Here is a 21,634-nt window from a genome sequence, read left to right as displayed (position 1 = left end):
GCAACTTCGAGAGACGGATGAACATCACCACCTTTGCCAAACGCCTGTGCCTGCTTGTCCCGCTGATCATCACGCCCGCCGCCTGGGCGGTCGAAGCGATGCCGTCGCCACCGCAACTGGCCGCCAAATCCTATGTGCTCATGGACGCCAGCAGCGGTAACGTGCTGGTGGAGAACAATGGTGACCAGCGCCTGCCGCCGGCCAGTCTGACCAAGCTGATGACCGCCTACATCGCGACCCTGGAAATCCGTCGCGGCCAGATCGGCGAGAACGATCCGGTGACCGTCAGCGAGAACGCCTGGCGTACCGGCGGCTCGCGGATGTTCATCAAGGTGGGTTCGCAAGTCACCGTCAGCGACCTGCTGCACGGCATCATCATCCAGTCGGGCAACGACGCCAGCGTCGCGGTTTCCGAGCATATCGCCGGTAGCGAAGACGCGTTCGCCGACATGATGAACAAGACGGCAACCGACCTGGGCATGAGCAACAGCCACTTCATGAACCCTACCGGCCTGCCGAACCCAGAGCATTACTCGTCGGCCCATGACATGGCGGTGCTGGCTCGCGCGATCATCCATGAAGACCCTGCGCACTACGCGATCTACTCGCAGAAGGAGTTCTTCTGGAACGGCATCAAGCAACCCAACCGCAACCTGCTGCTGTGGCGCGACAAGACCGTTGATGGCCTGAAGACCGGCCATACCGACGAAGCCGGCTACTGCATGGTGTCCTCGGCGGTGCGTGATGGCATGCGCCTGATCGCCGTGGTGTTCGGTACCAACAGCGAACAGGCTCGTGCTGCTGAAACCCAGAAGCTGCTGACTTACGGTTTCCGTTTCTTCGAAACCCAGACCTTCTACCAGAAGGGCACCGAGCTGGCCCAGGCCCAGGTCTGGAAGGGCACCACTCATCAGGTCAAAGCCGGTCTGGCCGAAGACCTGACCATGACTATGCCTAAAGGCCAGTTGAAAAAGCTCGCCGCCAGCATGACCATGAACCCGCAACTGATCGCGCCGATCGCCAAGGGCGACGTGATTGGTAAAGTCGAAGTGAAACTGGACGACAAGGTGGTGCACAGCGCTGATCTGATCGCCCTGGAAGCGGTCGACGAAGGTGGTATCTTCCGTCGCATGTGGGATAGCATCCGTCTATTCTTCTACGGCTTGTTCAACTGATATTGTCGACCTGCGTGGCCCTCGTTCCCCAGTGGAGCGGGGGCCATGTCCGTCGTCCGGCTATACGAGGCCGTTACTGCCATGACAGACACTGACGTTAAGTCGCACAAGATTGAGTTTCCCGTCGATGACTATCCGATCAAGGTGATCGGTGACACGGTTGTCGGCTTCAAGGACACCGTGATCGAGATCCTTGCCAAGTACGCCAAGCTGGACATCAAGTCCCTGGCCGAGCGTCAAAGCAGCAACGGCAAGTACACCACCGTACAACTGCACATCACCGCCACCGGTGAAGACCAATTGCGTGATATCAATAGTGCCCTGCGTGCTACCGGTGTCGTCCACATGGTGCTGTGATGCCACAGACGCTGGGCTTTCGTGAGCTTGGCCAGATGGCTTACGAGCCGGTCTGGCAAGCGATGCAGCGCTTTACCAATGAACGCGGTACCGATGCACCGGATGAAGTCTGGCTGGTGCAGCATCCACCGGTATTCACCCAGGGCCAGGCCGGCAAGGCCGAGCACCTGTTGCTCCCGGGGGATATCCCCGTGGTGCAGGTGGACCGCGGCGGCCAGGTGACCTATCACGGCCCTGGCCAGCTGGTGGCCTACCTGCTGCTGGATGTGCGCCGATTAGGTTTCGGTGTGCGGGACCTGGTCAACCGCATGGAGCACTGCCTGATCGAGCTGCTGGCCAGCTACGGCGTGCCGGCGGCGGCCAAGCCCGATGCACCGGGCGTCTACGTCAATGGGGCGAAAATCGCCTCCCTGGGCCTGCGTATCCGTCACGGATGCTCTTTTCACGGTCTGGCCTTGAACGTGGACATGGATTTGCAGCCGTTTCGACGGATTAACCCCTGTGGTTATGCCGGGTTGGCGATGACCCAGCTGAGCGACCATGCAGGGCCGATTGAATTTGCCGAGGTAAGTGCCCGGCTGCGTGCGCAGCTCGTCAAACACCTCGACTATGCTGAGCAGACGACCCTAACGGGCGGAATCGACTGATATGACTACTGCGCAAGACGCTGTTCAAACCCTGATCCCGACGCTGGATATCTCCGAGCGAGCGGCCCGTCCGAAAGTTGAAACCGGCGTCAAATTGCGCGGTGCGGAAAAGGTCGCGCGCATTCCGGTGAAGATCATTCCGACTACCGAACTGCCGAAGAAACCGGACTGGATTCGCGTACGCATCCCCGTCTCCCCGGAAGTCGATCGGATCAAGCAGCTGCTGCGCAAGCACAAGCTGCACAGCGTCTGCGAAGAGGCGTCCTGCCCGAACCTGGGCGAGTGCTTCTCCGGCGGCACCGCGACCTTCATGATCATGGGCGACATCTGCACCCGTCGCTGCCCCTTCTGTGACGTTGGTCATGGCCGTCCGAAGCCTCTGGATGTCGACGAGCCGATGAACCTGGCGGTGGCCATCGCCGATCTGCGCCTGAAATACGTGGTGATCACCTCGGTGGACCGCGATGACCTGCGTGACGGCGGTGCCCAGCACTTTGCCGACTGCATCCGTGAAATCCGCAAGTTGTCGCCGAACGTGCAGTTGGAAACCCTGGTTCCCGACTACCGTGGCCGCATGGATGTTGCTCTGGAAATCACCGCCGCCACGCCGCCGGACGTGTTCAACCACAACCTGGAAACCGTGCCGCGCCTGTACAAGGCCGCCCGTCCTGGCTCGGACTACCAGTGGTCGCTGACCCTGCTGCAGAAATTCAAGCAACTGGTGCCGCATGTGCCGACCAAGTCCGGGCTGATGCTGGGCCTGGGTGAAACCGATGACGAAGTCATCGAGGTCATGAAGCGCATGCGCGAGCACGACATCGACATGCTGACCCTTGGCCAGTACCTGCAACCGTCGCGCAACCACCTGCCGGTCCAGCGCTTCGTGCACCCTGACACCTTCGCCTGGTTCGCCGAGGAAGGTTATCGGATGGGGTTCAAGAACGTTGCTTCCGGCCCGCTGGTACGTTCTTCGTACCATGCCGACGAACAAGCGAAACTGGCCAAGGCAGGCCTGGTTTCCTGATCTGCCTGCCCGCAAGGCGCACGTCTTGCGGGCAGTTCCCCGGCTCTTTCGAGCACTTTCGCAGCGCCCGCCGCTTTTTAAATCCCGCCTCTTCTGTTTGACACCATTCATGGCTACTGTGCTTGAGTGAATTCACACAGGGAGAATCTGCATGCCTATCCAACCGACTGCTGCGCTGAACGCCCACCTGCCGGTGCCGGCGCTGGCCGCAGAAGGCGTTATCGGCCTTATTGCACCTGCCGGTCCCGCAGCGCTGGATACTGAAAAAGCCCACCAATGGATGCGCTCCAGGGGATACAGCCTACGGATCTTCCCGGGTGTCGGGTTGCAGGAGGGGTACCTGGCCGGTAGCGACGAAGCGCGCCTCAAGGACCTGCATGAGGCTTTCGCCGACACGGACATAGACGCCATTCTGTGCCTGCGTGGCGGCTACGGCAGCCCCCGCCTGCTGGACAAGATCGATTTCGATCTGTTGCGGCGCAATCCCAAGCCCTTTGTCGGCTACAGCGATATCACCGCCCTGCACCTGGCGATCAACCGTTATGCCGGCTTTGTGAGCTTTCACGGGCCGATGCTCAACGCCGACCTGCTGGGCGACAAGCAGGCGCCCACCGAGGCCTCCTTTTTCAATCTGCTTCGAGGCCAGGCCCGGGCTGGCAGCCTGCTGCCCCATCCCGTGGCCTTCCCCTTGACCACCATCGAGCCGGGCATTGCGCTGGGCTCCCTGCTGGGCGGGAACCTGTCGCTGATCGCCAGTACCCTGGGTACCCCGTATGAGATCAATACCGACGGCATCATCCTGTTTATCGAGGATGTCAATGAGCCGCTGTACCGCATAGATCGCCTGCTCAATCACCTGCGCCTGGCCGGCAAGCTGGAAAATCTGCGTGGGGTATTGGTGGGGGATGTGGCCGGTGTGGATTTTGCGGCGTTGTGCGCTTTGCTCAAGCAGACCTTCGAACCGCTGCGGATTCCGGTGCTGGCGGGATGGCGCAGTGGTCACTGCGACCCCAACCTGACCTTGCCCATGGGCGCGTTGGTCAGGCTGGATGCGGGAGCCAGGGAACTGACCCTGGCGCAGGATGTTGTCTTCAAGTAATCGCAGGGCCGGCGAGGGGGAGTGTTTCCCCTGCGCCGGACCGGCTCCTAACGATTGCGCAGGCTTTCCAGCAGCTTGTGGGTCGGATAGCCATCCGCGGGCCAGCCCAGTGCCTGTTGGGCATTGCGAATGGCCTTGCGGGTGTTGGCGCCGATGATGCCATCGGGATTGCCGGCGTCATAGCTGTTGGCACTGAGCAGTGTCTGTAGCTCGATGCGCTCGGAGCGGCTCAGGGGCAGGTCGTCCTTGGGCCAGCTGCCGCTGATCTGGCCGGCTCCGCCGAAGCGTTCGGAGAGCAGGTTCACCGCCAGGGCATAGGACGAGGAGTTGTTGTATTTGAGCACTGCCCGGAAGTTGTCCAGGATCAGGAACGCCGGGCCGCGGTAACCCGCTGGCAAGAGCAGTGAGGCTGACAGATGTTCCGAGCCGTAAGGCAGGGCCTTGCCATTGGCAGGAGTCATGCCCAGGCGCATCCATTCGCCCACACTCTTGCGGGTGGAGGCGTCGGCCAGGGCGTAGTCGAAACCACTGTTGAGCTGTACTTCAAGACCCCAGGGCTGTCCCTGCTGCCAGCCGGAACTCTGCAGATAGTGCGCGGTGGAGGCCAGTGCATCGGCCGGGCTGTTCCAGATATCCCGGCGGCCATCGCCGTCGAAGTCCACGGCGTGGGTGTTGTAGGTGGTGGGAATGAACTGGGTCTGGCCCATGGCTCCGGCCCAGGAGCCGAGCATTTTCTCGGGCTGTATATCGCCATGCTGGATGATCTGCAGCGCAGCGATCAATTGGCTGTTGGCAAAGGCCGGGCGCCGACCTTCATAGGCCAGGGTGGCCAGAGAGCGAATGACCGATTTGTTGCCCTGGAAGTCGCCGAAATTGCTTTCCATGCCCCACACCGCCACCAATGCCTGGCGGTCGACGCCGTAGCGCTGTTCGATCCGTTGCAGGATGTCGCTGTACTGCACCAGCAGTGCCTGGCCCTTGCGTACCCGTACCGGGGACAGCGCCCCCTCCAGGTATTCCCATACTGGGCGGCTGAACTCGGGCTGGCTGCGGTCGGCCTTGATCACGCTCATGTCCGGGGTCACGCCGGCAAAGGCGCGATCAAATACTTCGGCACGGATACCGGCGCCCAAGGCTTCGGCACGGAAGGCGTTCAACCATTGGTCAAAGGTCTGGGTGGGCTGGATATCCAGGTTGTCGACGGTCAGGGGCGCGACAGTGGCAGGTGCGGCAAGAGGGGCTGGCTGGAGGCTGGGCAGTGGCTGGGCGTCGGCGGCGGTGGGTTTTTCCGCGCAGGCGACTAGCAGAATAAGGCTGGAGGCAGCGATCAGTTGGCGCATGTGCCAACGACGGGAAAGACAAAAGGGCATGCACGGGTCCAGAGAGAATAACAATCAGGTGCAGACCTTATCATGCCGGCGGGGTTCTGGGCTTCAGGCAGCCAGAAAGTAAGAAGCCTCCCAGCTTTTAGACTGGAAGGCTTCGCGGCGGTAGCTGCCTTTGCCCTTGGCCGGGCGTTCCTGACGGCTGCGGAACAGTGGCTGGGCGACGATGGATTTGGCCTTGTTGGGGCCATGCTTGGATGGCTTGCTCATGCTCAATACTCACTTTGGGAGGGAGGTGTTGCGGCGCAGATCATCGGCCAGAGTCGGGCCGCTGTCCAGCATCATGGATGCAGAAAATTGTAAGCGTGACGGGGTGGCAGCTTTACTCGGCCGCAAGCGCCAGGCGCTGGCCGGCCATCAGCAGCGATAAGCGGCTCAGGCTGCTCCAGGGCGAGCCACTGGCCTGTCCCTTGATCTGCGCATCAATGCGCTGGGCATCGAGCAGCAGTTGGCCCCAGCGTTGTGCGGAGTAGCGCTGCAGGGCTTTGCTCATCAGGGGTTTGCGTTTGTCCCAGACGGGCGGGCGAGCCTGGCTGAAGACCTTATCCAATGGCACGCCCTGGCTGAACTGCAGGGCCAGGTTGGCCAGCAGGCGCAGTTCCCGGGACAGTGCCCAGAGAATCACCGGTGGTTCCACGCCTTCGCCGCGCAAGCCTTCCAGCATGCGCAGGGCATGGGCCGCTTCACCATTGAGGATGGCGTCCACCAGGCCGAATACGTCGAAGCGGGCACTGTCGGCCACCGCCGCCTGGACCGTTTCGACGGTGATCTGGCCGCCCTCGGCCATCAGCTTGAGCTTCTCGATTTCCTGGGCGGCAGCCAGCAGGTTGCCTTCGACCCGGGCGGCGATCAATTCGACGGCATCCTGGCTGGCGGACAAGCCGGCCTGGGACAGGCGCTGGCGAATCCACTGCGGCAGCTGGTTGGCATCCACCGGCCAGATCTGTACGAACTGAGTCTGGGCACCCTCGACCAGCGCCTTGCCCCATTTGGTTTTCTGCGCGCTGCCATCGAGTTTGGGCAGGCTGATCAACAGCACCGTGTCTTCGGCAGGCCGCGAACAGTATTCGATCAGCGCTGCTGCGCCCTTGTCACCGGGCTTGCCCGAGGGCAGGCGCAATTCCAGCAGGCGTTTTTCGGCGAACAGCGACATGCTGGCGCCTGCTTGCAGCAGGGTGCCCCAGTCGAAGCTGGCGTCGGCGCTGAATACCTGGCGCTCATCGAACCCCTGCTGGCGTACGGCAGAGCGAATGGCGTCGGCGGCTTCCTGGCAAAGCAGGGGATCATCGCCGCTGATCACGTAGATCGGCGCGAGAGTGCCTTGCAGGTGTTTGCCGAGTTGGGCAGGGGCGAGTTTCATAGGCGGGTGCCAGGGGGGGCGCCGGAACGCCCCGCGTGGCTTACTGGTTCGGCAGTTCCATAGGGGACTGTTGCGGTGTTTCCGCCTCAGCCTTGCGTGCGGCTTCCAGGGCGTCGGCTTCTGCCTTGGCCTTGGCTTCGGCGGTCGCCTGCAGTTGGGCAAGCTGTTCCGGGGTCAGCAATTGCAGGCGGATCAGCATGCGCTGGATCAGGTCGCGACGCATTTCCTTGCGGGTCTCGGAAGACTCCTGGTCGGAACCGGTGATGTTGTTGCCGTCGTGCAGGAAGACTTTCTGCACTTCCAGTTTGTCGTCCAGCAGGTGCAGGTTGTCGTGAGTCAGGATCTCATACCTGAGGGTGGTGCCGATCTCGTACTCGGCCGAGTTGCCACCGCCGGTGTAGCTGAGGGTACGCTGGGAGTTCTCCTCGCTCAGCAGCACCAGCTTGTAAGGTGCGCCGGCATGGACTCGCACACCGCTGCTTTCCAGCTGTTGCTTGAGCATCTTGATGGTGGTGCCATAGGCGTCCCGGGCGCTCAGGTCCAGTTCCTTGATGGACAGCTCCTGGGTTCCAGTGCCGCGCAGCTGGAAGCCACAGGCGCTCAGCAGCACGGCCAGGCCCATCACCAGCAGATTACGTTTGATCATGTATTGCTCCCCTTGAAACCAGATGGGCCAACCTTGTGGCCCTGGAGGTTTTATTCGGCGCCCGATCCCGGACCGGGCGCCTGATCCAATTAGCTGGCGACGATGTTGACCAGTTTGCCCGGCACCACGATGACCTTGCGAATCGTAAGACCTTCGGTGAAGCGCAGTACGTTCTCGTTGCTGCGAGCGGCCGCTTCGACTTCTTCACGGCTGGCGCTGGCTGGCATCTCGATCTGGCCACGCAGTTTGCCGTTGACCTGGATCACCAGTTGCAGGCTGTCCTGCACCAGCGCGCTTTCGTCCAATGCTGGCCAGCCGGCATCGATGATCGCGCCGCTTTGACCCAGTTGGCCCCACAGCTCATGGCTGATGTGTGGAGTGATCGGGGCGAGCAACAGGGCTACGGTCTGCAAGCCTTCCTGCAGCAGTGCACGGTCCTGTTCGCTGCCTTGCGGCGCTTTTTCCAGGACGTTCATCAGAGTCATCACCTGGGCGATGGCGGTGTTGAATTTGTGATGCTGGCCTACGTCCTGGCTGGCCTGCTTGATGGCCAGGTGGATTGCACGGCGAATGGCTTTCTGCTCGTCGCTCAGGGTCGCTATATCCAGAGCCCCCGGCAGCCCCTGGCTGACGTGGGCCTGGGCCAGGCGCCAGACGCGCTTGAGGAAGCGGTGCGCACCTTCAACGCCAGAGTCGGACCATTCCAGGCTCATGTCGGGCGGCGAGGCGAACATCATGAACAGGCGGCAGGTATCGGCGCCGTATTGTTCGATCATCGATTGCGGGTCGACGCCATTGTTCTTCGACTTGGCCATCTTCTCGGTGCCACCGATCTCCACCGGCAGGCCGTCGGAGATGAGTTTGGCGCCAATGATCTTGGCCTTGCTGTCACGCTCCAGCTCGACATCCGCCGGGTTGTACCAGGTGTAGCTGCCATTGGCTTCGCGACGGTAGTAGGTCTCGGCAATCACCATGCCCTGGGTGAGCAGGTTCTTGAACGGCTCGTTGGAACTCACCAGGCCTTCGTCACGCATCAGCTTGTGGAAGAAACGCGCGTAGAGCAGGTGCAGGATGGCGTGTTCGATACCGCCGATGTACTGATCCACCGGCAACCAGTGGTTGGCCGCGGCCGGATCTACCAGGCCGCCTTCATAGTGCGGCGAGGCGTAACGGGCGTAGTACCACGAGGACTCGACGAAGGTGTCCATGGTGTCGGTTTCACGCTTGGCAGGTGCTCCGCATTTCGGGCAGCTGCACTCGTAGAACTCGGGCATGCGCGCCAGTGGCGAACCGGCGCCATCGGGAACCACGTCTTCCGGCAATACCACCGGCAACTGCTCTTGCGGGACGGGTACATCGCCGCAGCTGTCGCAGTGGATGATCGGGATCGGGCAGCCCCAGTAGCGCTGGCGGCTGATGCCCCAGTCCCGCAGGCGGAACTGGGTGCGCGATTGGCCGAGGTTCTTCTTCAGCAGCGCCACTTCGATGGCATCGAACGCGCCAGGGAAGTCCAGGCCGTTGAACTCGCCGGAGTTGATCAGCTCGCCATGCTCGCCGTAAGCGTCCTGCCAGGGCGCCGGAGTTTCATCGCCAGCGCTGGTGCGTACCACGGCCTTGATCGGCAGGTTGTACTTGGTGGCGAACTCGAAGTCGCGCTCATCGTGGGCCGGTACCGCCATGACTGCGCCGTCGCCGTAGTGCATGAGCACGTAGTTGGCGACCCAGACCGGGAGTTTTTCACCGGTCAACGGGTGCTCGACGAACAGCGAAGTCGGCAGGCCTTTCTTTTCCTGGGTCGCCATGTCGGCTTCGGCGACGCTGCCACCCTTGCATTCGGCGATGAAGGCCTGCAGCTCGGGGTTGTCCTGTGCTGCCAGGGTGGCCAGCGGGTGCTCGGCTGCCACGGCAACGTAGGTCGCGCCCATCAGGGTGTCTGGACGGGTGGTGAAGACTTTCAGGGTCCCGGCTTCGCCGATGGAGGCCTGGTCGTAGGGAAATTGCACTTCCATGCCACGGGATTTGCCGATCCAGTTGCGTTGCATGGTCTTGACCTGCTCGGGCCAGCCCGGCAGCTCGTCGAGGCTCTCCAGCAGTTCATCCGCGTAGGCGGTGATCTTGAAGTAGTACATCGGAATTTCGCGCTTTTCGATCAGCGCGCCGGAACGCCAGCCGCGGCCGTCGATCACCTGTTCGTTGGCCAGCACGGTCTGGTCGATGGGGTCCCAGTTCACGGTGCCGTTCTTGCGGTAGATCACGCCTTTTTCGAACAGGCGGGTGAACAGCCACTGTTCCCAGCGGTAGTAGTCCGGCTTGCAGGTGGTGACCTCGCGGGACCAGTCCACCGCCAGGCCCAGGCTGCGCAGCTGGGTCTTCATGTAGGCGATGTTTTCGTAGGTCCACTTGGCGGGAGCCACGTTGTTTTTCATCGCGGCGTTTTCCGCCGGCATGCCGAAGGCGTCCCAACCCATGGGTTGCAGAACGTTCTTGCCTTGCATGCGCTGGTAGCGGGAGATCACGTCGCCGATGGTGTAGTTGCGCACGTGCCCCATGTGTAGCTTGCCGCTGGGGTAAGGGAACATCGATAGGCAGTAGTAAGTTTCCTTGCCTGGCTGTTCACTGACTTCAAAGGACTTTTGCTCGTCCCAGAACGACTGGGCGGCGGCTTCGATTTCACGGGGCTGATAGTGTTCGTGCATGGCTACTTTTGTACTGAATAGGGGTGGCCTAATCCTCTTCAACGCAACTTCGGGTGGCGATGACGCCAAATGCGGCGTTTTTCAGTGCCCGATGGAGCTGGAAGTGGAGTTACAGGAAGCGCCGTAGCATACATGACCGCACTCTGCCGAGGGAAACCCTGATTGCTCGGGCGGGCCGTTGGTCGCGGCGGCGCGTCGCTTTCGGCTGTCCGACTAAGCTCAAAAAGGGGAGTGAGTCTTATCTTCGATGAGGTGAACGGATGCTTGAATCGCAGCGAAAAGCAACAGAACCGGAGGTGTATGAAAGGCTCCTCAATCGACTGGCTCTGGCCCTGGATGCGGCAAAAACGGCGGATCGACTGCGCAATGAGCGGCCTATCGAGCTGGAGCTGCGGGGTTTGAGCCGGGCGGAGTTTGAATTGATCAGGGCCTATCTGGCCCGCCATCAACGTGAAATGCAGATCAATCCAATGGGCAGTCTGCAACACCAGGAGGTGCCTCGTTCGGCCAAGATCATTTGGCTGAAGGATCAGGCGCCCGTCAAGGCATCGGTGAAAGTCCGATCTCAGCAGTTCAAGTAGGTCCCAGGGCCCCTTGTCGGGTCGAGCGAGGTCGCGGCCGAGGACCTCGGGAGCAAAAATACCAGGCATCGGTTGTTGCCGGACAGGTATCCCCTTTAGGCTTCGGGCATCTTGTTGGAGATGCTCGATGCCTTTTCGCTATTTCATCAAACAGTTGCTGCTGCCGCCCGGCATTTTATTGCTGTTGCTGCTGCTTGCCTGGGGCTTGCGCCGTTCCCGGCCACGGCTGGCAGGTTGGTGTTTTGCCTTGGGGCTGGGTGGTTTCTGGCTGATGAGCCTGCCGGTCATGGTGGAGTGGGGGGCGCGCGGTCTGGAGCGCCTGCCGCCCTTGCCGCAAAGCCAATGGGCGAGCCTGGCCGAGCAGGCGGATGTGATTGTGGTGCTGGGTTCGGGGCGGGAGCGGGGCGATCCGGCGTGGGGCTCCGATCAGCCCACCGGCGTGGGCCTGGAGCGCGAACGCTATGCCGCGCGCCTGGCCAAGGCCTCCGGGCTGCCGGTGCTGACCAGTGGCGGCCTGCATTACGGTACGCCGCCCACCGAGGCTGCGTTGATGGCGCAATCCCTGCTCGATGACTTTGGCGTGACGGTGCGCTGGCAGGAAGGCCGCAGCCGCACTACCTGGGAGAACGCGCAGTTCAGCGCCGAGGTCCTGCTGCCATTGGGGATCAAGCGTGTGGTGGTGGTGACCCAGGCCTGGCACATGCCCCGCTCGGTGTGGAGTTTCGAGCACGCCGGGTTTGAAGTGGTGCCTGCACCCGTGGGGTTCCTGGGAGTGGATAACGCCCGTCCGCTGGGAGGCTGGATGCCTGAGTTCAAGTCGATCTGGCAGAGTGGCCAGTTGCTCAATGAGGCAGTGGGCCAATTGGGCTACCGGTTGTTCTATCGCTGATGGCAATCCGGCTCCCTCGGGAGCCGGATTGCCAGCGAGGGCCCTCAAACGGTCTTGGCAATACGGCTGGCCAGCAAGGCCCAGCCAAACAGCAGGGTACAGAGCACCACCAGCGGCCAGGAGCGCCATTGCAGATACGGCGTCAGGTTGTGCATGGGCACGACCTCGCCGTACAGAATGCCGCGTTCGAACTGGGGAATCTGTACCGTGATCCTGCCGAACGGATCGATCAGTCCGGTGACGCCGTTGTTGGTCGCGCGAATCATCCAGCGCCCGGCTTCCAGGGCGCGCATCTGCGCCATCTGCAAGTGTTGCAGGGGGCCGATGGAAGTGCCGAACCAGGTGTCATTGCTGATGGTCAGTAGCAGGTCGCTACGGGCCGAAAGGCTGGCGGCGAATTCGGGGTAGACCACTTCGTAGCAGATGAACGGCGCTATCTGATAGCCCTTGGCCTGCAGCAGCGGCTGGTCGGCCGGGCCGCGGGCGAAGTCCGACATCGGCAGGTTGAAGAAGTCGATCAGGCCGCGCAGCACTTCCTGCAGGGGCACGTACTCGCCAAAAGGCACCAGCTTCTGCTTGAGGTAGGTGCCGTCCCCTTCGCCGGTCACGGTGATGCCGTTGAAGTAGCGTTTTTCATGGCGTACCAGTTGGCGCACCGGAACGCCGGTAATCAGCGCGGAATGACGGTCGGCGGCAAAGTTGCCCATCATCGTCAGGTAGCCTTCGGCCGACTCCTTGAGCACTGGTACTGCGGTTTCCGGCCAGACCAGCAGGTCTACGCGCTTGCTGCGAAAACTCATGTCGCGATACAGCGCCAGCTGGGCGTTGAGCTCGGCCGGGTCCCACTTCATGCTCTGTTCGATATTGCCCTGGATGGCGGCGACCGATAGCGGCTCTCCGGCCGGGCTGGTCCAGGCATGGCCTTTCAGGGCCAGGCCCACGACCCAGGGGGCTGCCAACAGAAGCAGGCCCGCAACGATGAAGGCTTTGCGCCCGGCCTTGATCAGTCGCGGCAGGTTGTAGAGCAGCGCCGCGGTGAGGGCCAGTGAGAAGGAGATCAGCCAGATGCCGCCCAGCGGCGCAAGCCCGGCCAGTGGGCCGTCAAGCTGGCTGTAGCCGGAATACAGCCAGGGAAAACCGGTGAGGAACCAGCCGCGAAAGGCTTCCTGGCCCAGCCACAGGGCCGCGAATGCCAGGGCGTCCGCCAGCGGCGCTTCATTGCGTCGCAACCAGCGGGCCCAGAGCCAGGCAGGCAGTGCGAAAAACCAGGCGATGGCGGCGATGAAGGCCAGCATCAGCAGGCCGGCAAGCAGGGCCGAGGCGCCGCCATAGGTGTGAATGCTGACGTAGATCCAGCTGGTGCCGGCCCCGAACAGGCCGAAGCCGAAGCACCAGCCGCGGCCCAGGGCCTGGCGCGGTGTCAGCTCGCGCAGCCCGGCATAGAACAGGCCGACTGCCAGCAGCGCCAGAGGCCAGATGTTGTAGGGGGCCAGGGCCAGGGTGGTGATGGCGCCGGCGATCACGGCCAGCAGGTTGCCGGGCCAGCCGGGGCGGGTTGAGCGCTGCAAGAGGCGTTTCATCAGCTCTTTCCTGTGTCGTACCGGGCGAGGCACGAGGAGAATGGTTGGGTTGTTTCAGATGAGCGTCGAGTCACGCAGCGCTGCTCGGCCGATGCGTCCCCGCACTGTATCGCCTGAGGCCGGGCAAGTGGCCTCAAGACGATATCGCGGTGCGGGGGAGGGCAGATGACCCGTTTCCTCAGCGGGAAATGGGGGTCAGGCGCAGCAGATGAATCCGCCGGCTGTCGGCGTTGAGCACGCGGAAGCGATAGGCGCCGATTTCAGTGATTTCGTTGCGTTTTGGCAAGTGGCCGAACGCACTCATGACCAGGCCGCCTACGGTGTCGAATTCGTCGTCGGAAAAGTCGCTGTCGAAAAACTCGTTGAAGTTCTCGATGGGCGTCAGCGCCTTGATCAGGAAGTCGCCGCTGGGCAGTGGCTTGATGTAGCTGTCTTCCTCGACGTCATGCTCGTCCTCGATGTCGCCGACGATCTGTTCCAGCACGTCTTCGATGGTCACCAGGCCTGCCACGCCGCCGTACTCGTCGATGACGATGGCCATGTGGTTGTGGTTGGCGCGGAACTCGCGCAGCAGCACGTTCAGGCGCTTGGACTCGGGGACGAAGGTCGCCGGGCGCAGCAGGTCCTTGATGTTGAAGCTGTCACCGTTCTCCTTGAGGATCAGCGGCAGCAGGTCCTTGGCCAGCAGGACGCCCATCACGTCGTCATGGCTTTCGCCGATCACCGGGTAGCGCGAGTGCGCCGAATCGATGACTGCGGGCAGGAACTCCCGAGGGGTCTGGGTCGCCTTGATGCTGATCATTTGCGAGCGCGGAACCATGATGTCCCGGACTTGCAGGTCAGCGACCTGGATGGCGCCTTCGACGATGGCCAGCGCTTCGCTGTCCAGCAACTTGTTCTGATGGGCTTCGCGCAGCAGCTCCAGCAGCTCCTGGCGGTTTTTCGGCTCATGGGCAAAAGCCTGGGTCAGTTTGCCCAGCCATGACTTTTGCCCGTTGCTCGATCGATCTTCGCTCATAGCGATTGCTCTGAATCCTTGGTTGTTACAGGGGGTTGTTGATCAGCTTTCGTCGTCTGCATAAGGGTCCGGATGACCCAGTTCTGCAAGCAACGTTCGTTCCAGCGCTTCCATTTCTTCGGCTTCGTCGTCATCTATATGGTCGTAGCCCAACAGATGCAAGCAGCCGTGAATCACCAGATGGGCCCAGTGGGCCTGAAGTTCCTTGCCTTGTTCAGCCGCTTCGCGCTCGACCACCGCAATGCAGATCACCAGGTCCCCCAGCAATGGGATATCCAGCAGCTCATCCGGTACATCGGCAGGAAATGACAGCACATTGGTGGCGTAATCCTTATGACGCCAGGTGTGGTTCAGCTCACGCCCTTCTGCTTCGTCCACCAGGCGGATGGTCAGTTCCGAATCGGCGGTGCGCTGGCGCAGGGCCAGCTCGCACCACTGGCGGAACTGTTCATCGCTGGGGGCCGGCTGTTGGCTGGCGCGCTGCAGGTCAAGCTCAAGCATCGTGGCGGTTGCCTCGGTCTGCGGCAGCCTTGGCGGCCTCGTCGGCAGCGTGCAGTTCGAAGCGCTCATAGGCTTCGACGATGCGTTGCACCAGCGGATGGCGCACCACGTCCTTGGGCATGAAGTGAGTGAAGCTGATACCAGGCACATCCTTGAGTACGTTGATCACATGGGCCAGGCCGGACTTGGTGCCCTTGGGCAGGTCGACCTGGGTGATGTCGCCGGTGATCACCGCAGTGGAGCCGAAACCGATCCGTGTCAGGAACATCTTCATCTGTTCCACGGTGGTGTTCTGGCTTTCATCGAGGATGATGAAGCTGTTGTTCAAGGTACGGCCGCGCATGTAGGCCAGGGGCGCGATCTCGATGACCTGGCGTTCGATGAGCTTGGCCACGTGTTCGAAGCCGAGCATTTCATACAGGGCGTCGTACAGCGGGCGCAGGTAGGGGTCGATCTTCTGGGCCAGGTCGCCGGGCAGGAAACCGAGCTTTTCGCCGGCTTCTACCGCCGGGCGCACCAGCAGGATGCGTCGCACCTGCTCGCGTTCCAGGGCGTCCACGGCGCAGGCCACGGCCAGGTAGGTCTTGCCGGTACCGGCCGGGCCAATGCCGAAGTTGATGTCGTTGCCGAGGATCTCTTTGACGTAGCGCTGCTGATTCAGGCCGCGGGGGCGAATCATGCCTTTCTTGGTGCGCAGGGCCACGGCGGCATCGGCTACCGAAGGGTTGTCCAGCTCTTGCACGGCAGACTCCTGCAAGAACAGGTGGACCAGGTCCGGCGACAGCTCGGTGCCCTTGGTTTCCCGGTAGAGACGGCGCAGAAGGTTTTCCGCGGAGGTGGTTTGCTTGGGTTCGCCGATCAGTTCGAACTGATTGCCGCGGTTGCGGATCTCGATCGTCAGGCGCTGTTCGATCAAGCGCAGATGCTCGTCGAATTGCCCGCACAGATTGGCGAAGCGGCGAGCCTCGAAGGGCTCGAGGATGAAACGATGAGGTTCTATGGGTGCGTTCAAGGTCGTTTTTAGCCGCCCAACGGCAATTAAGATGAATTCAAGGATAACGCCAGCAGCCTGGGTGCGAAAGCTCTTATGCGGAGCAAGGGCTGCTGGGGCTTTTCCCTGCCAGGTTATTGCAGCAGGGAGCCGCGCAGCGAGTGAGGCTGCGCCGAGTCGATGTACACGTCGGCGAACTGGCCGATCAGCGTGGGATTGTCACAGCGGAAGTTGACGATGCGGTTGTTCTCGGTCCGTCCCTGCAGTTCGCCCGGGTCTTTCTTCGAGTAGTCGGTCACCAGGATGCGCTGGGTAGAGCCGACCATTTGTCGGCTGATTTCAAAACCTTGCTGGTTGAGGCGGTGCTGCAAGGCGTTGAGCCGTTCCTTTTTCACCGCCTCTGGTGTTTCGTCGGCCAGGTCGGCGGCCGGTGTTCCCGGCCGTTGGCTGTAGACGAAGGAGTAGGAGAAGTCGAAACCGACGTCTTCGATCAGTTTCATGGTCTGCTGGAAATCCTTCTCCGTCTCGCCTGGGAAGCCGACGATAAAGTCCGAACTGATGCAGATTCCCGGAACAGCCGCCCTGAGCTTGCGCAGCTTGGACTTGTACTCCAGGGCGGTGTGATTGCGCTTCATGGCCGCGAGGATCCGGTCCGAACCGGATTGCACCGGCAGGTGCAGGTGCTTCACCAGTTCTGGTACTTCGGCATGCGCCTGGATCAGGCTGTCGGAGAACTCCAGCGGATGTGAGGTGGTGTAGCGGATTCGCTCGATGCCATCGATCGCGGCAACCACACGAATCAATTCGGCCAGGTCGGCCATGCGCCCGTCGTGGGTTTGGCCGCGATAGCCGTTGACGTTCTGGCCCAGCAGGGTCACCTCGCGAACGCCGTTTTCCGCCAGGTGGATGATCTCGGCGATCACATCGTCGAAGGGCCGGCTGACTTCTTCGCCGCGGGTGTAGGGCACGACGCAGAAGGTGCAGTACTTGCTGCAGCCTTCCATCACCGAGACATAGGCGCTGGGGCCATCGATCCGGGGCTCGGGCAGGTGGTCGAACTTTTCGATTTCCGGGAACGAGACATCGACCTGCGGCAATTTGGTGATGCGCGCGACGTCGATCATTTCCGGCAGGCGGTGCAGGGTCTGCGGGCCGAAGACCACGTCCACATAGGGTGCGCGGTCGCGGATGGCCGCGCCCTCCTGGCTGGCCACGCAGCCGCCTACGGCGATCACCATGTCCGGATTGGCCAGCTTGAGCTCACGCCAGCGCCCGAGCTGGGAGTACACCCGGTCCTGGGCGCGTTCGCGAATGGAGCAGGTGTTGAGCAGGATGACGTCCGCATCTTCGGCGCGTGCGGTGACTTCCAGGGCCTGATGTTCGCCCAGCAGGTCCACCATGCGCGAGCTGTCGTACTCGTTCATCTGGCAACCGTGGGTTTCGATGTAAAGCTTCTTGGCCATGGACGGGATCATCACGTGATTCAAAGAACCGCGCATTATAGGGGCCATGCCCACAGGTTCCTAGGGTTGTGCATCGGGTAGCTATGCTATAGTTCGCGCCCTATTTTTGTCCCCCGATGTGTTACCCGCCCGCCATGACCAAACGTGAAGCTCCAATCTACAAGGTGATTTTCCTCAACCAGGGCCAGGTGTTCGAAATGTACGCCAAGCAGATCTATCAGAGTGATCTGTGGGGTTTCCTGGAAGTGGAAGAGTTCGTCTTTGGCGAGCGCACGCAAGTGGTCGTTGACCCGAGCGAGGAGAAGCTCAAGGCCCAGTTCGAAGGTGTAGTGCGCAGCTTTGTGCCGATGCATTCGATCGTGCGCATCGATGAAGTCGAGCGCCTGGGTACGCCGAAGATCAGCGAGGCCCGCGGGGTGAGCAATGTCATGCCGTTCCCGATGCCGATGCCGGAAAAGTAAGCCTGGCCGATTCCGTCTTTCCGGGAGGGCGGTTGTCTGTGTGGAAGCCGGCTCACCGGCGACTGAGGCGCAAATGCCTACGGCAGGGGCGAGAACGGTGAACGCCCATCGGCGCTCTGCAGTTCCATCAGGTATTTGCGGAAAATCTGTCCCAGTACCTGGGTCGCAACTTCCAGTTCGTCGCGCTGCATGTGCTCGGCGACTTCGTCGGCAGTGTCCAGGGCGTCTTCGGCGCCATTGACCGCAGCCATCTTCAGCACGATGTAAGCCTGCACGTTATTGGCCGGCACGCCTTCACCGTGGAAGAACATGGTGCCCAGCTTGAATTGCGCCTGGGCATGGCCTTGCAAGGAGGCCTTTTCGAAGTAGCTCAGGGCTTGATTGAAATCTTGCGGCGCACCTTTGCCCTCGTAGTAGAACTCACCCAGCTCGTATTGCGCCTCGGCATCCCCCTCGTCGGCGGCCTTCTGGCAGGCGGTGAGGGCCTCGGCCTGGTCCTGAGCCTGGGGATCGAGGGTGCAGCGACCCAGCGCCGGGATCAACAACGAGTTGCCACCTGCTTGTGCATGCGCGAGCAGGGGCTGAAGGAGCAACAGGCAGCCCAGTGTCAGGGCGCGGCCGGTGCGGTTCATGGGAATCGACTTACCTCTGAGGGGCGCGGGGCCCAGCGTGGGGCCCAATAAGCGCGCATTATGAAATAAGCAGGGCCCACCTTACAAAGTCTTTACTCGTTTTTCTGCTGCGTGGGGGCTATATCCCAAGGATTCATCAGCATTTCCAGGTTTCACTGCAGAAAATTTAAGTAAAGACTACAACGGGCGTGATGTTTCACACGCCCGCCGTCCAGCGCTTACTTCAGGGCGGCGAATGCCCGCTCTGCCGCATCCAGCGTCAGCTGCAACTCGGCCTCGCCGTGGGCGATGGAGGTGAAGCCCGCTTCGAAGGCACTCGGCGCCAGGTACACGCCGCCTTCCAGCATCAGGTGGAAGAAGCGCTTGAACAGGTTGGCGTCGCTGGCCATCACATCGTCGAAGGTGACGATGTCATCGGCACCGCTGAAGTACAGGCCGAACATGCCGCCAGCCTGGGTGGTGACGAACGGAATGCCTGCTGCATCGGCGCGTTGTTGCAGGCCTTCGAGCAGACGGCTGGTGTAGTCGCTCAGTTCGGTGTGGAAGCCCGGGCGGCTGATCAGGCGCAGAGTGGTGAGGCCAGCGGCCATGGCCAGCGGGTTACCGGACAGGGTGCCGGCCTGGTAGACCGGGCCCAGGGGCGCGATGTGTTCCATGATCTTGCGCTTGCCGCCGAAGCAGCCTACCGGCATGCCGCCGCCGATGATCTTGCCGAAGGTCGACAGGTCGGGTGTCACGCCGTAATGGGCCTGAGCGCCACCGAGGGCAACACGGAAACCGGTCATCACTTCGTCGAAGATCAGCACTACGCCGTGCTGATCGCAGAGGCGACGCAGGCCTTCGAGGAAACCCGGTGCCGGGGGTACGCAGTTCATGTTGCCGGCCACTGGTTCAACGATGATGCAGGCCACTTCCTGGCCTACTTCGGCGAGCATTTTTTCCACCGCCGCAATGTCGTTGAAGGGCAGGGTCAGGGTGTGCTTGGCGAAAGCCGCGGGCACACCGGCGGAGCTCGGCACGCCTTGGGTCAGGGCGCCGGAGCCCGCCTTCACCAGCAGGCTGTCGGAGTGGCCGTGGTAGCAGCCTTCGAACTTGATGATGCTGTCCCGGCCGGTGAAGCCTCGGGCCAGGCGAATGGCACTCATGGTGGCTTCGGTGCCCGAACTGACCATGCGCACCATTTCCATGGACGGCACGATGGAGCACACCAGGTCGGCCATTTCGGTTTCCATGGCGGTCGGTGCGCCGTAGGACAGGCCGTGTTCCAATTGCTTGCGCACGGCGTCCAGGACATCAGGGTGGCTGTGGCCAAGAATCATCGGGCCCCAGGAGCCAACGTAGTCGACATAGCGCTTGTCGTCTTCGTCGGTGACGTAGGCACCTTCTGCGTGTTTGAAGAACAGCGGGGTGCCGCCCACGCTCTTGAAGGCGCGGACAGGCGAATTGACGCCACCCGGGATGTGTTTCTGGGCGTTGGCAAACAGGGTTTCGGAACGAGACATTATTCGGCTCTCAAAAATCAGCGGTTGACTGTTTAAAGATGAAGCATGGCGTTGAAGGCGCGGGCGCGGCGGGTCACTTCCTCGGCGCTCTCGGCGCCGAACAGGCCGTGGACCACCGCCAGCAGGTCGGCGCCGTGGTTCACCAATGGCGCGGCGTTGTCCAGGGTGATGCCGCCGATCACGCAGATCGGCAGGTGCAGGCTGGCCCGGGCCTGGTCCAGCAGCTCCAGGCTGGCCGCAGGCGCGCCGGGTTTGGTGGTGGAATTGAAGAAACGGCCGAAGGCGACATAGCTGGCGCCTTCCTTGGCGGCTTGCTCGGCCAGTGGCAACTGGCTGTGGCAGGTGGCACCGATGATCGCCTGGCGGCCCAGCAAGGCTCGGGCCGGGGTCAATGGGCCATCAGTCTGGCCCAGGTGCACGCCGGCACCGATACGCGCCGCCAGCTCGGCATCATCGTTGATGATCAAACGGGTCTTGTAGCGCTCGCACAAGGCCAGCAGGGTTTCGGCTTCCCGCAGTCGGCGGGCCTGGTCATCGCTTTTGTCGCGGTACTGCAACAGCGTGACACCGCCTTCCAGCGCCGCCTCCACGTACTTCAGAAACTTGCCGGCCAACAGTTGGCTGTCGGTGATGGCGTACAGACCACGTAGTTTCATTGAGCAGGCCTCATGACATTACGAGCAGAAATCCAGCGGCAAGCGGCGCGGAACGAACTGGCCACGGCCAAGCTGTTCGGCATCGCGCAGGGTGCGCCAGGTGTAATCCAGGGCGGACTTCACCGCACTGGCCAGGTGTTCACCTTGGGCCAGGCGGCCGGCCAGTGCGCTGGCCAGGGTGCAGCCGGAGCCGTGGTAGCTACCCGGCAAGCGCTGGCAGGTATAGGTTTCGCGCAGGCCGTCACGGCTGTACAGGCGATTGTGGACTTCGTGTTCATCGCCGTGGCCGCCGGTGATCAGCAAATGCTTGACGAAGGGCAGGAGTTTTTCGGCGCATTGGTCGGCGCTGCCTTCAGGCAGTTCCGCGAGAATTCGGGCTTCGGGAAGGTTGGGGGTGGCAATGGTTGCCAGGGGCAGGAGGCGCTCGCGCATGGCGTAGCCGACTTCATCCTTGCCCAGCCGGCCACCGCCGCCGGCGCGCAACACCGGATCGCAGACCACTGGCAGGTGCGGGTGGGCCTGGAGCAGCTCGACCACGGTGTCGACCATTTCCAGGGAACCGAGCATGCCCAGCTTGACCGCCGCTACCGTGGAGTCGTTGAGCACCGCATTGGCCTGGGCCAATACCCACTCGCGATCCAGGACGCGGAAGTCGCTGACATTGACCGTGTCCTGCACGGTCAACGCGGTGACAGCCGGAGCTGCATGACAACCCTGAGCCAGCAGGGCTTCGATATCTGCCTGCAGGCCGGCGCCACCACTGGGGTCGTGGCCGGAGAGACAGAGGACAACGGGGCGAGAGCTGTAGATATTCATGGGCGGCGAGCTTACCACCAAACGTTTTTTTTCGCGGCGCTCGACATATAAGAGAGGGGCGATCTGGCGCCTGCCAGCCCACTTGACCGAAGCAACAGCTCTAGCCCGCTGGATTGCGCTGAAAGCCCCGTTCTAGAGCCTTTAGACTAAAACTT

General features: G+C 62.1%; 22 protein-coding genes. 8 read left to right on the top strand and 14 right to left on the bottom strand.

The features are described from left to right. The first annotated feature begins 17 nt into the window (after positions 1 to 17). From AC1RGE_RS29340 to AC1RGE_RS29320, 5 genes are all read left to right on the top strand, one after another. A complete protein-coding gene (locus tag AC1RGE_RS29340) occupies positions 18 to 1,175 on the top strand; it encodes a D-alanyl-D-alanine carboxypeptidase family protein (protein WP_011063666.1) in 1,158 nt (385 codons plus the stop codon). A gap of 81 nt (positions 1,176 to 1,256) precedes the next feature. Beyond that, positions 1,257 to 1,532 carry a DUF493 domain-containing protein gene (locus AC1RGE_RS29335; protein WP_011063665.1) on the top strand — a complete coding sequence of 92 codons (276 nt, stop codon included), beginning with the start codon at positions 1,257 to 1,259 and terminating at the stop codon, positions 1,530 to 1,532. Next, the gene (lipB, locus tag AC1RGE_RS29330) at positions 1,532 to 2,179 is read left to right on the top strand and encodes a lipoyl(octanoyl) transferase LipB (protein WP_011063664.1); all 648 of its coding nucleotides are present in this window, start codon (positions 1,532 to 1,534) and stop codon (positions 2,177 to 2,179) included. The genes AC1RGE_RS29335 and lipB overlap by 1 nt, the downstream gene beginning before the upstream one ends. Before the next feature lies 1 nt (position 2,180). Continuing rightward, positions 2,181 to 3,203, top strand: coding sequence for a lipoyl synthase (lipA, locus tag AC1RGE_RS29325; protein ID WP_011063663.1), 1,023 nt, complete (start codon positions 2,181 to 2,183; stop codon positions 3,201 to 3,203). 151 nt (positions 3,204 to 3,354) lie between these two features. After that, positions 3,355 to 4,302: a S66 peptidase family protein gene (locus tag AC1RGE_RS29320; RefSeq protein WP_011063662.1), complete on the top strand. Its 948-nt coding sequence runs from the start codon at positions 3,355 to 3,357 to the stop codon at positions 4,300 to 4,302. Positions 4,303 to 4,349: 47 nt separating this feature from the next. Here the strand turns inward: AC1RGE_RS29320 and AC1RGE_RS29315 are convergent, their stop codons facing one another. The 5 genes from AC1RGE_RS29315 to leuS form a co-directional block, all read right to left on the bottom strand. Continuing rightward, the gene (locus tag AC1RGE_RS29315) at positions 4,350 to 5,672 is read right to left on the bottom strand and encodes a lytic murein transglycosylase (protein WP_019096029.1); all 1,323 of its coding nucleotides are present in this window, start codon (positions 5,670 to 5,672) and stop codon (positions 4,350 to 4,352) included. A 63-nt stretch (positions 5,673 to 5,735) separates the two neighbouring features. Next, complete coding sequence (arfA, locus tag AC1RGE_RS29310) at positions 5,736 to 5,897, bottom strand: alternative ribosome rescue factor ArfA (protein WP_015637164.1); 162 nt, start codon at positions 5,895 to 5,897, stop codon at positions 5,736 to 5,738. 112 nt (positions 5,898 to 6,009) lie between these two features. Beyond that, positions 6,010 to 7,047 carry a DNA polymerase III subunit delta gene (holA, locus tag AC1RGE_RS29305; RefSeq protein ID WP_011063659.1) on the bottom strand — a complete coding sequence of 346 codons (1,038 nt, stop codon included), beginning with the start codon at positions 7,045 to 7,047 and terminating at the stop codon, positions 6,010 to 6,012. Between the two features lie 40 nt (positions 7,048 to 7,087). Continuing rightward, positions 7,088 to 7,693 carry an LPS-assembly lipoprotein LptE gene (locus tag AC1RGE_RS29300; RefSeq protein ID WP_011063658.1) on the bottom strand — a complete coding sequence of 202 codons (606 nt, stop codon included), beginning with the start codon at positions 7,691 to 7,693 and terminating at the stop codon, positions 7,088 to 7,090. Positions 7,694 to 7,782: 89 nt separating this feature from the next. Continuing rightward, entirely contained in the window at positions 7,783 to 10,389 is a 2,607-nt protein-coding gene (leuS, locus tag AC1RGE_RS29295; protein WP_019093819.1) for a leucine--tRNA ligase, read from the bottom strand. Between the two features lie 260 nt (positions 10,390 to 10,649). On the opposite strand from leuS, the gene AC1RGE_RS29290 reads away from it, so the two are divergent. Both AC1RGE_RS29290 and AC1RGE_RS29285 read left to right on the top strand, forming a co-directional pair. Next, entirely contained in the window at positions 10,650 to 10,970 is a 321-nt protein-coding gene (locus AC1RGE_RS29290; protein ID WP_011063656.1) for a hypothetical protein, read from the top strand. A gap of 127 nt (positions 10,971 to 11,097) precedes the next feature. After that, positions 11,098 to 11,859 carry a YdcF family protein gene (locus AC1RGE_RS29285; RefSeq protein ID WP_103290680.1) on the top strand — a complete coding sequence of 254 codons (762 nt, stop codon included), beginning with the start codon at positions 11,098 to 11,100 and terminating at the stop codon, positions 11,857 to 11,859. 44 nt (positions 11,860 to 11,903) lie between these two features. Here AC1RGE_RS29285 and lnt read toward each other — a convergent pair whose 3' ends face one another. From lnt to miaB, 5 genes are all read right to left on the bottom strand, one after another. Then, complete coding sequence (lnt, locus tag AC1RGE_RS29280) at positions 11,904 to 13,427, bottom strand: apolipoprotein N-acyltransferase (protein WP_103290701.1); 1,524 nt, start codon at positions 13,425 to 13,427, stop codon at positions 11,904 to 11,906. Between the two features lie 190 nt (positions 13,428 to 13,617). After that, entirely contained in the window at positions 13,618 to 14,457 is an 840-nt protein-coding gene (locus tag AC1RGE_RS29275; RefSeq protein WP_011063653.1) for a CorC family transporter, read from the bottom strand. Between the two features lie 42 nt (positions 14,458 to 14,499). Further along, entirely contained in the window at positions 14,500 to 14,958 is a 459-nt protein-coding gene (gene ybeY / locus AC1RGE_RS29270) for an rRNA maturation RNase YbeY (RefSeq protein WP_011063652.1), read from the bottom strand. Next, the gene (locus tag AC1RGE_RS29265) at positions 14,951 to 15,970 is read right to left on the bottom strand and encodes a PhoH family protein (protein WP_011063651.1); all 1,020 of its coding nucleotides are present in this window, start codon (positions 15,968 to 15,970) and stop codon (positions 14,951 to 14,953) included. The genes ybeY and AC1RGE_RS29265 overlap by 8 nt, the downstream gene beginning before the upstream one ends. A 113-nt stretch (positions 15,971 to 16,083) precedes the next feature. Then, a complete protein-coding gene (miaB, locus tag AC1RGE_RS29260; RefSeq protein WP_011063650.1) occupies positions 16,084 to 17,412 on the bottom strand; it encodes a tRNA (N6-isopentenyl adenosine(37)-C2)-methylthiotransferase MiaB in 1,329 nt (442 codons plus the stop codon). A 134-nt stretch (positions 17,413 to 17,546) separates the two neighbouring features. On the opposite strand from miaB, the gene AC1RGE_RS29255 reads away from it, so the two are divergent. Continuing rightward, positions 17,547 to 17,873, top strand: a complete 327-nt coding sequence (locus AC1RGE_RS29255; RefSeq protein ID WP_007927079.1) for a DUF1820 family protein — start codon at positions 17,547 to 17,549, stop codon at positions 17,871 to 17,873. A gap of 77 nt (positions 17,874 to 17,950) precedes the next feature. Here the strand turns inward: AC1RGE_RS29255 and AC1RGE_RS29250 are convergent, their stop codons facing one another. From AC1RGE_RS29250 to AC1RGE_RS29235, 4 genes are all read right to left on the bottom strand, one after another. Beyond that, positions 17,951 to 18,505 carry a tetratricopeptide repeat protein gene (locus AC1RGE_RS29250; RefSeq protein ID WP_011063648.1) on the bottom strand — a complete coding sequence of 185 codons (555 nt, stop codon included), beginning with the start codon at positions 18,503 to 18,505 and terminating at the stop codon, positions 17,951 to 17,953. A 218-nt stretch (positions 18,506 to 18,723) separates the two neighbouring features. Continuing rightward, on the bottom strand, positions 18,724 to 20,007 hold the full coding sequence (gene hemL, locus AC1RGE_RS29245) for a glutamate-1-semialdehyde 2,1-aminomutase (protein ID WP_492585499.1): 1,284 nt from the start codon (positions 20,005 to 20,007) through the stop codon (positions 18,724 to 18,726). A 32-nt stretch (positions 20,008 to 20,039) separates the two neighbouring features. Continuing rightward, positions 20,040 to 20,663, bottom strand: a complete 624-nt coding sequence (gene thiE, locus AC1RGE_RS29240; protein WP_492585497.1) for a thiamine phosphate synthase — start codon at positions 20,661 to 20,663, stop codon at positions 20,040 to 20,042. A gap of 18 nt (positions 20,664 to 20,681) precedes the next feature. After that, the gene (locus AC1RGE_RS29235; RefSeq protein WP_011063645.1) at positions 20,682 to 21,479 is read right to left on the bottom strand and encodes a hydroxymethylpyrimidine/phosphomethylpyrimidine kinase; all 798 of its coding nucleotides are present in this window, start codon (positions 21,477 to 21,479) and stop codon (positions 20,682 to 20,684) included. Between the last annotated feature and the right edge of the window lie 155 nt (positions 21,480 to 21,634).

This window comes from Pseudomonas sp. GW823-FHT02C05 (assembly GCF_058797595.1).
Note: the sequence above shows the minus strand (reverse complement) of the source record. Positions and strands in the feature narration are given on the sequence as shown.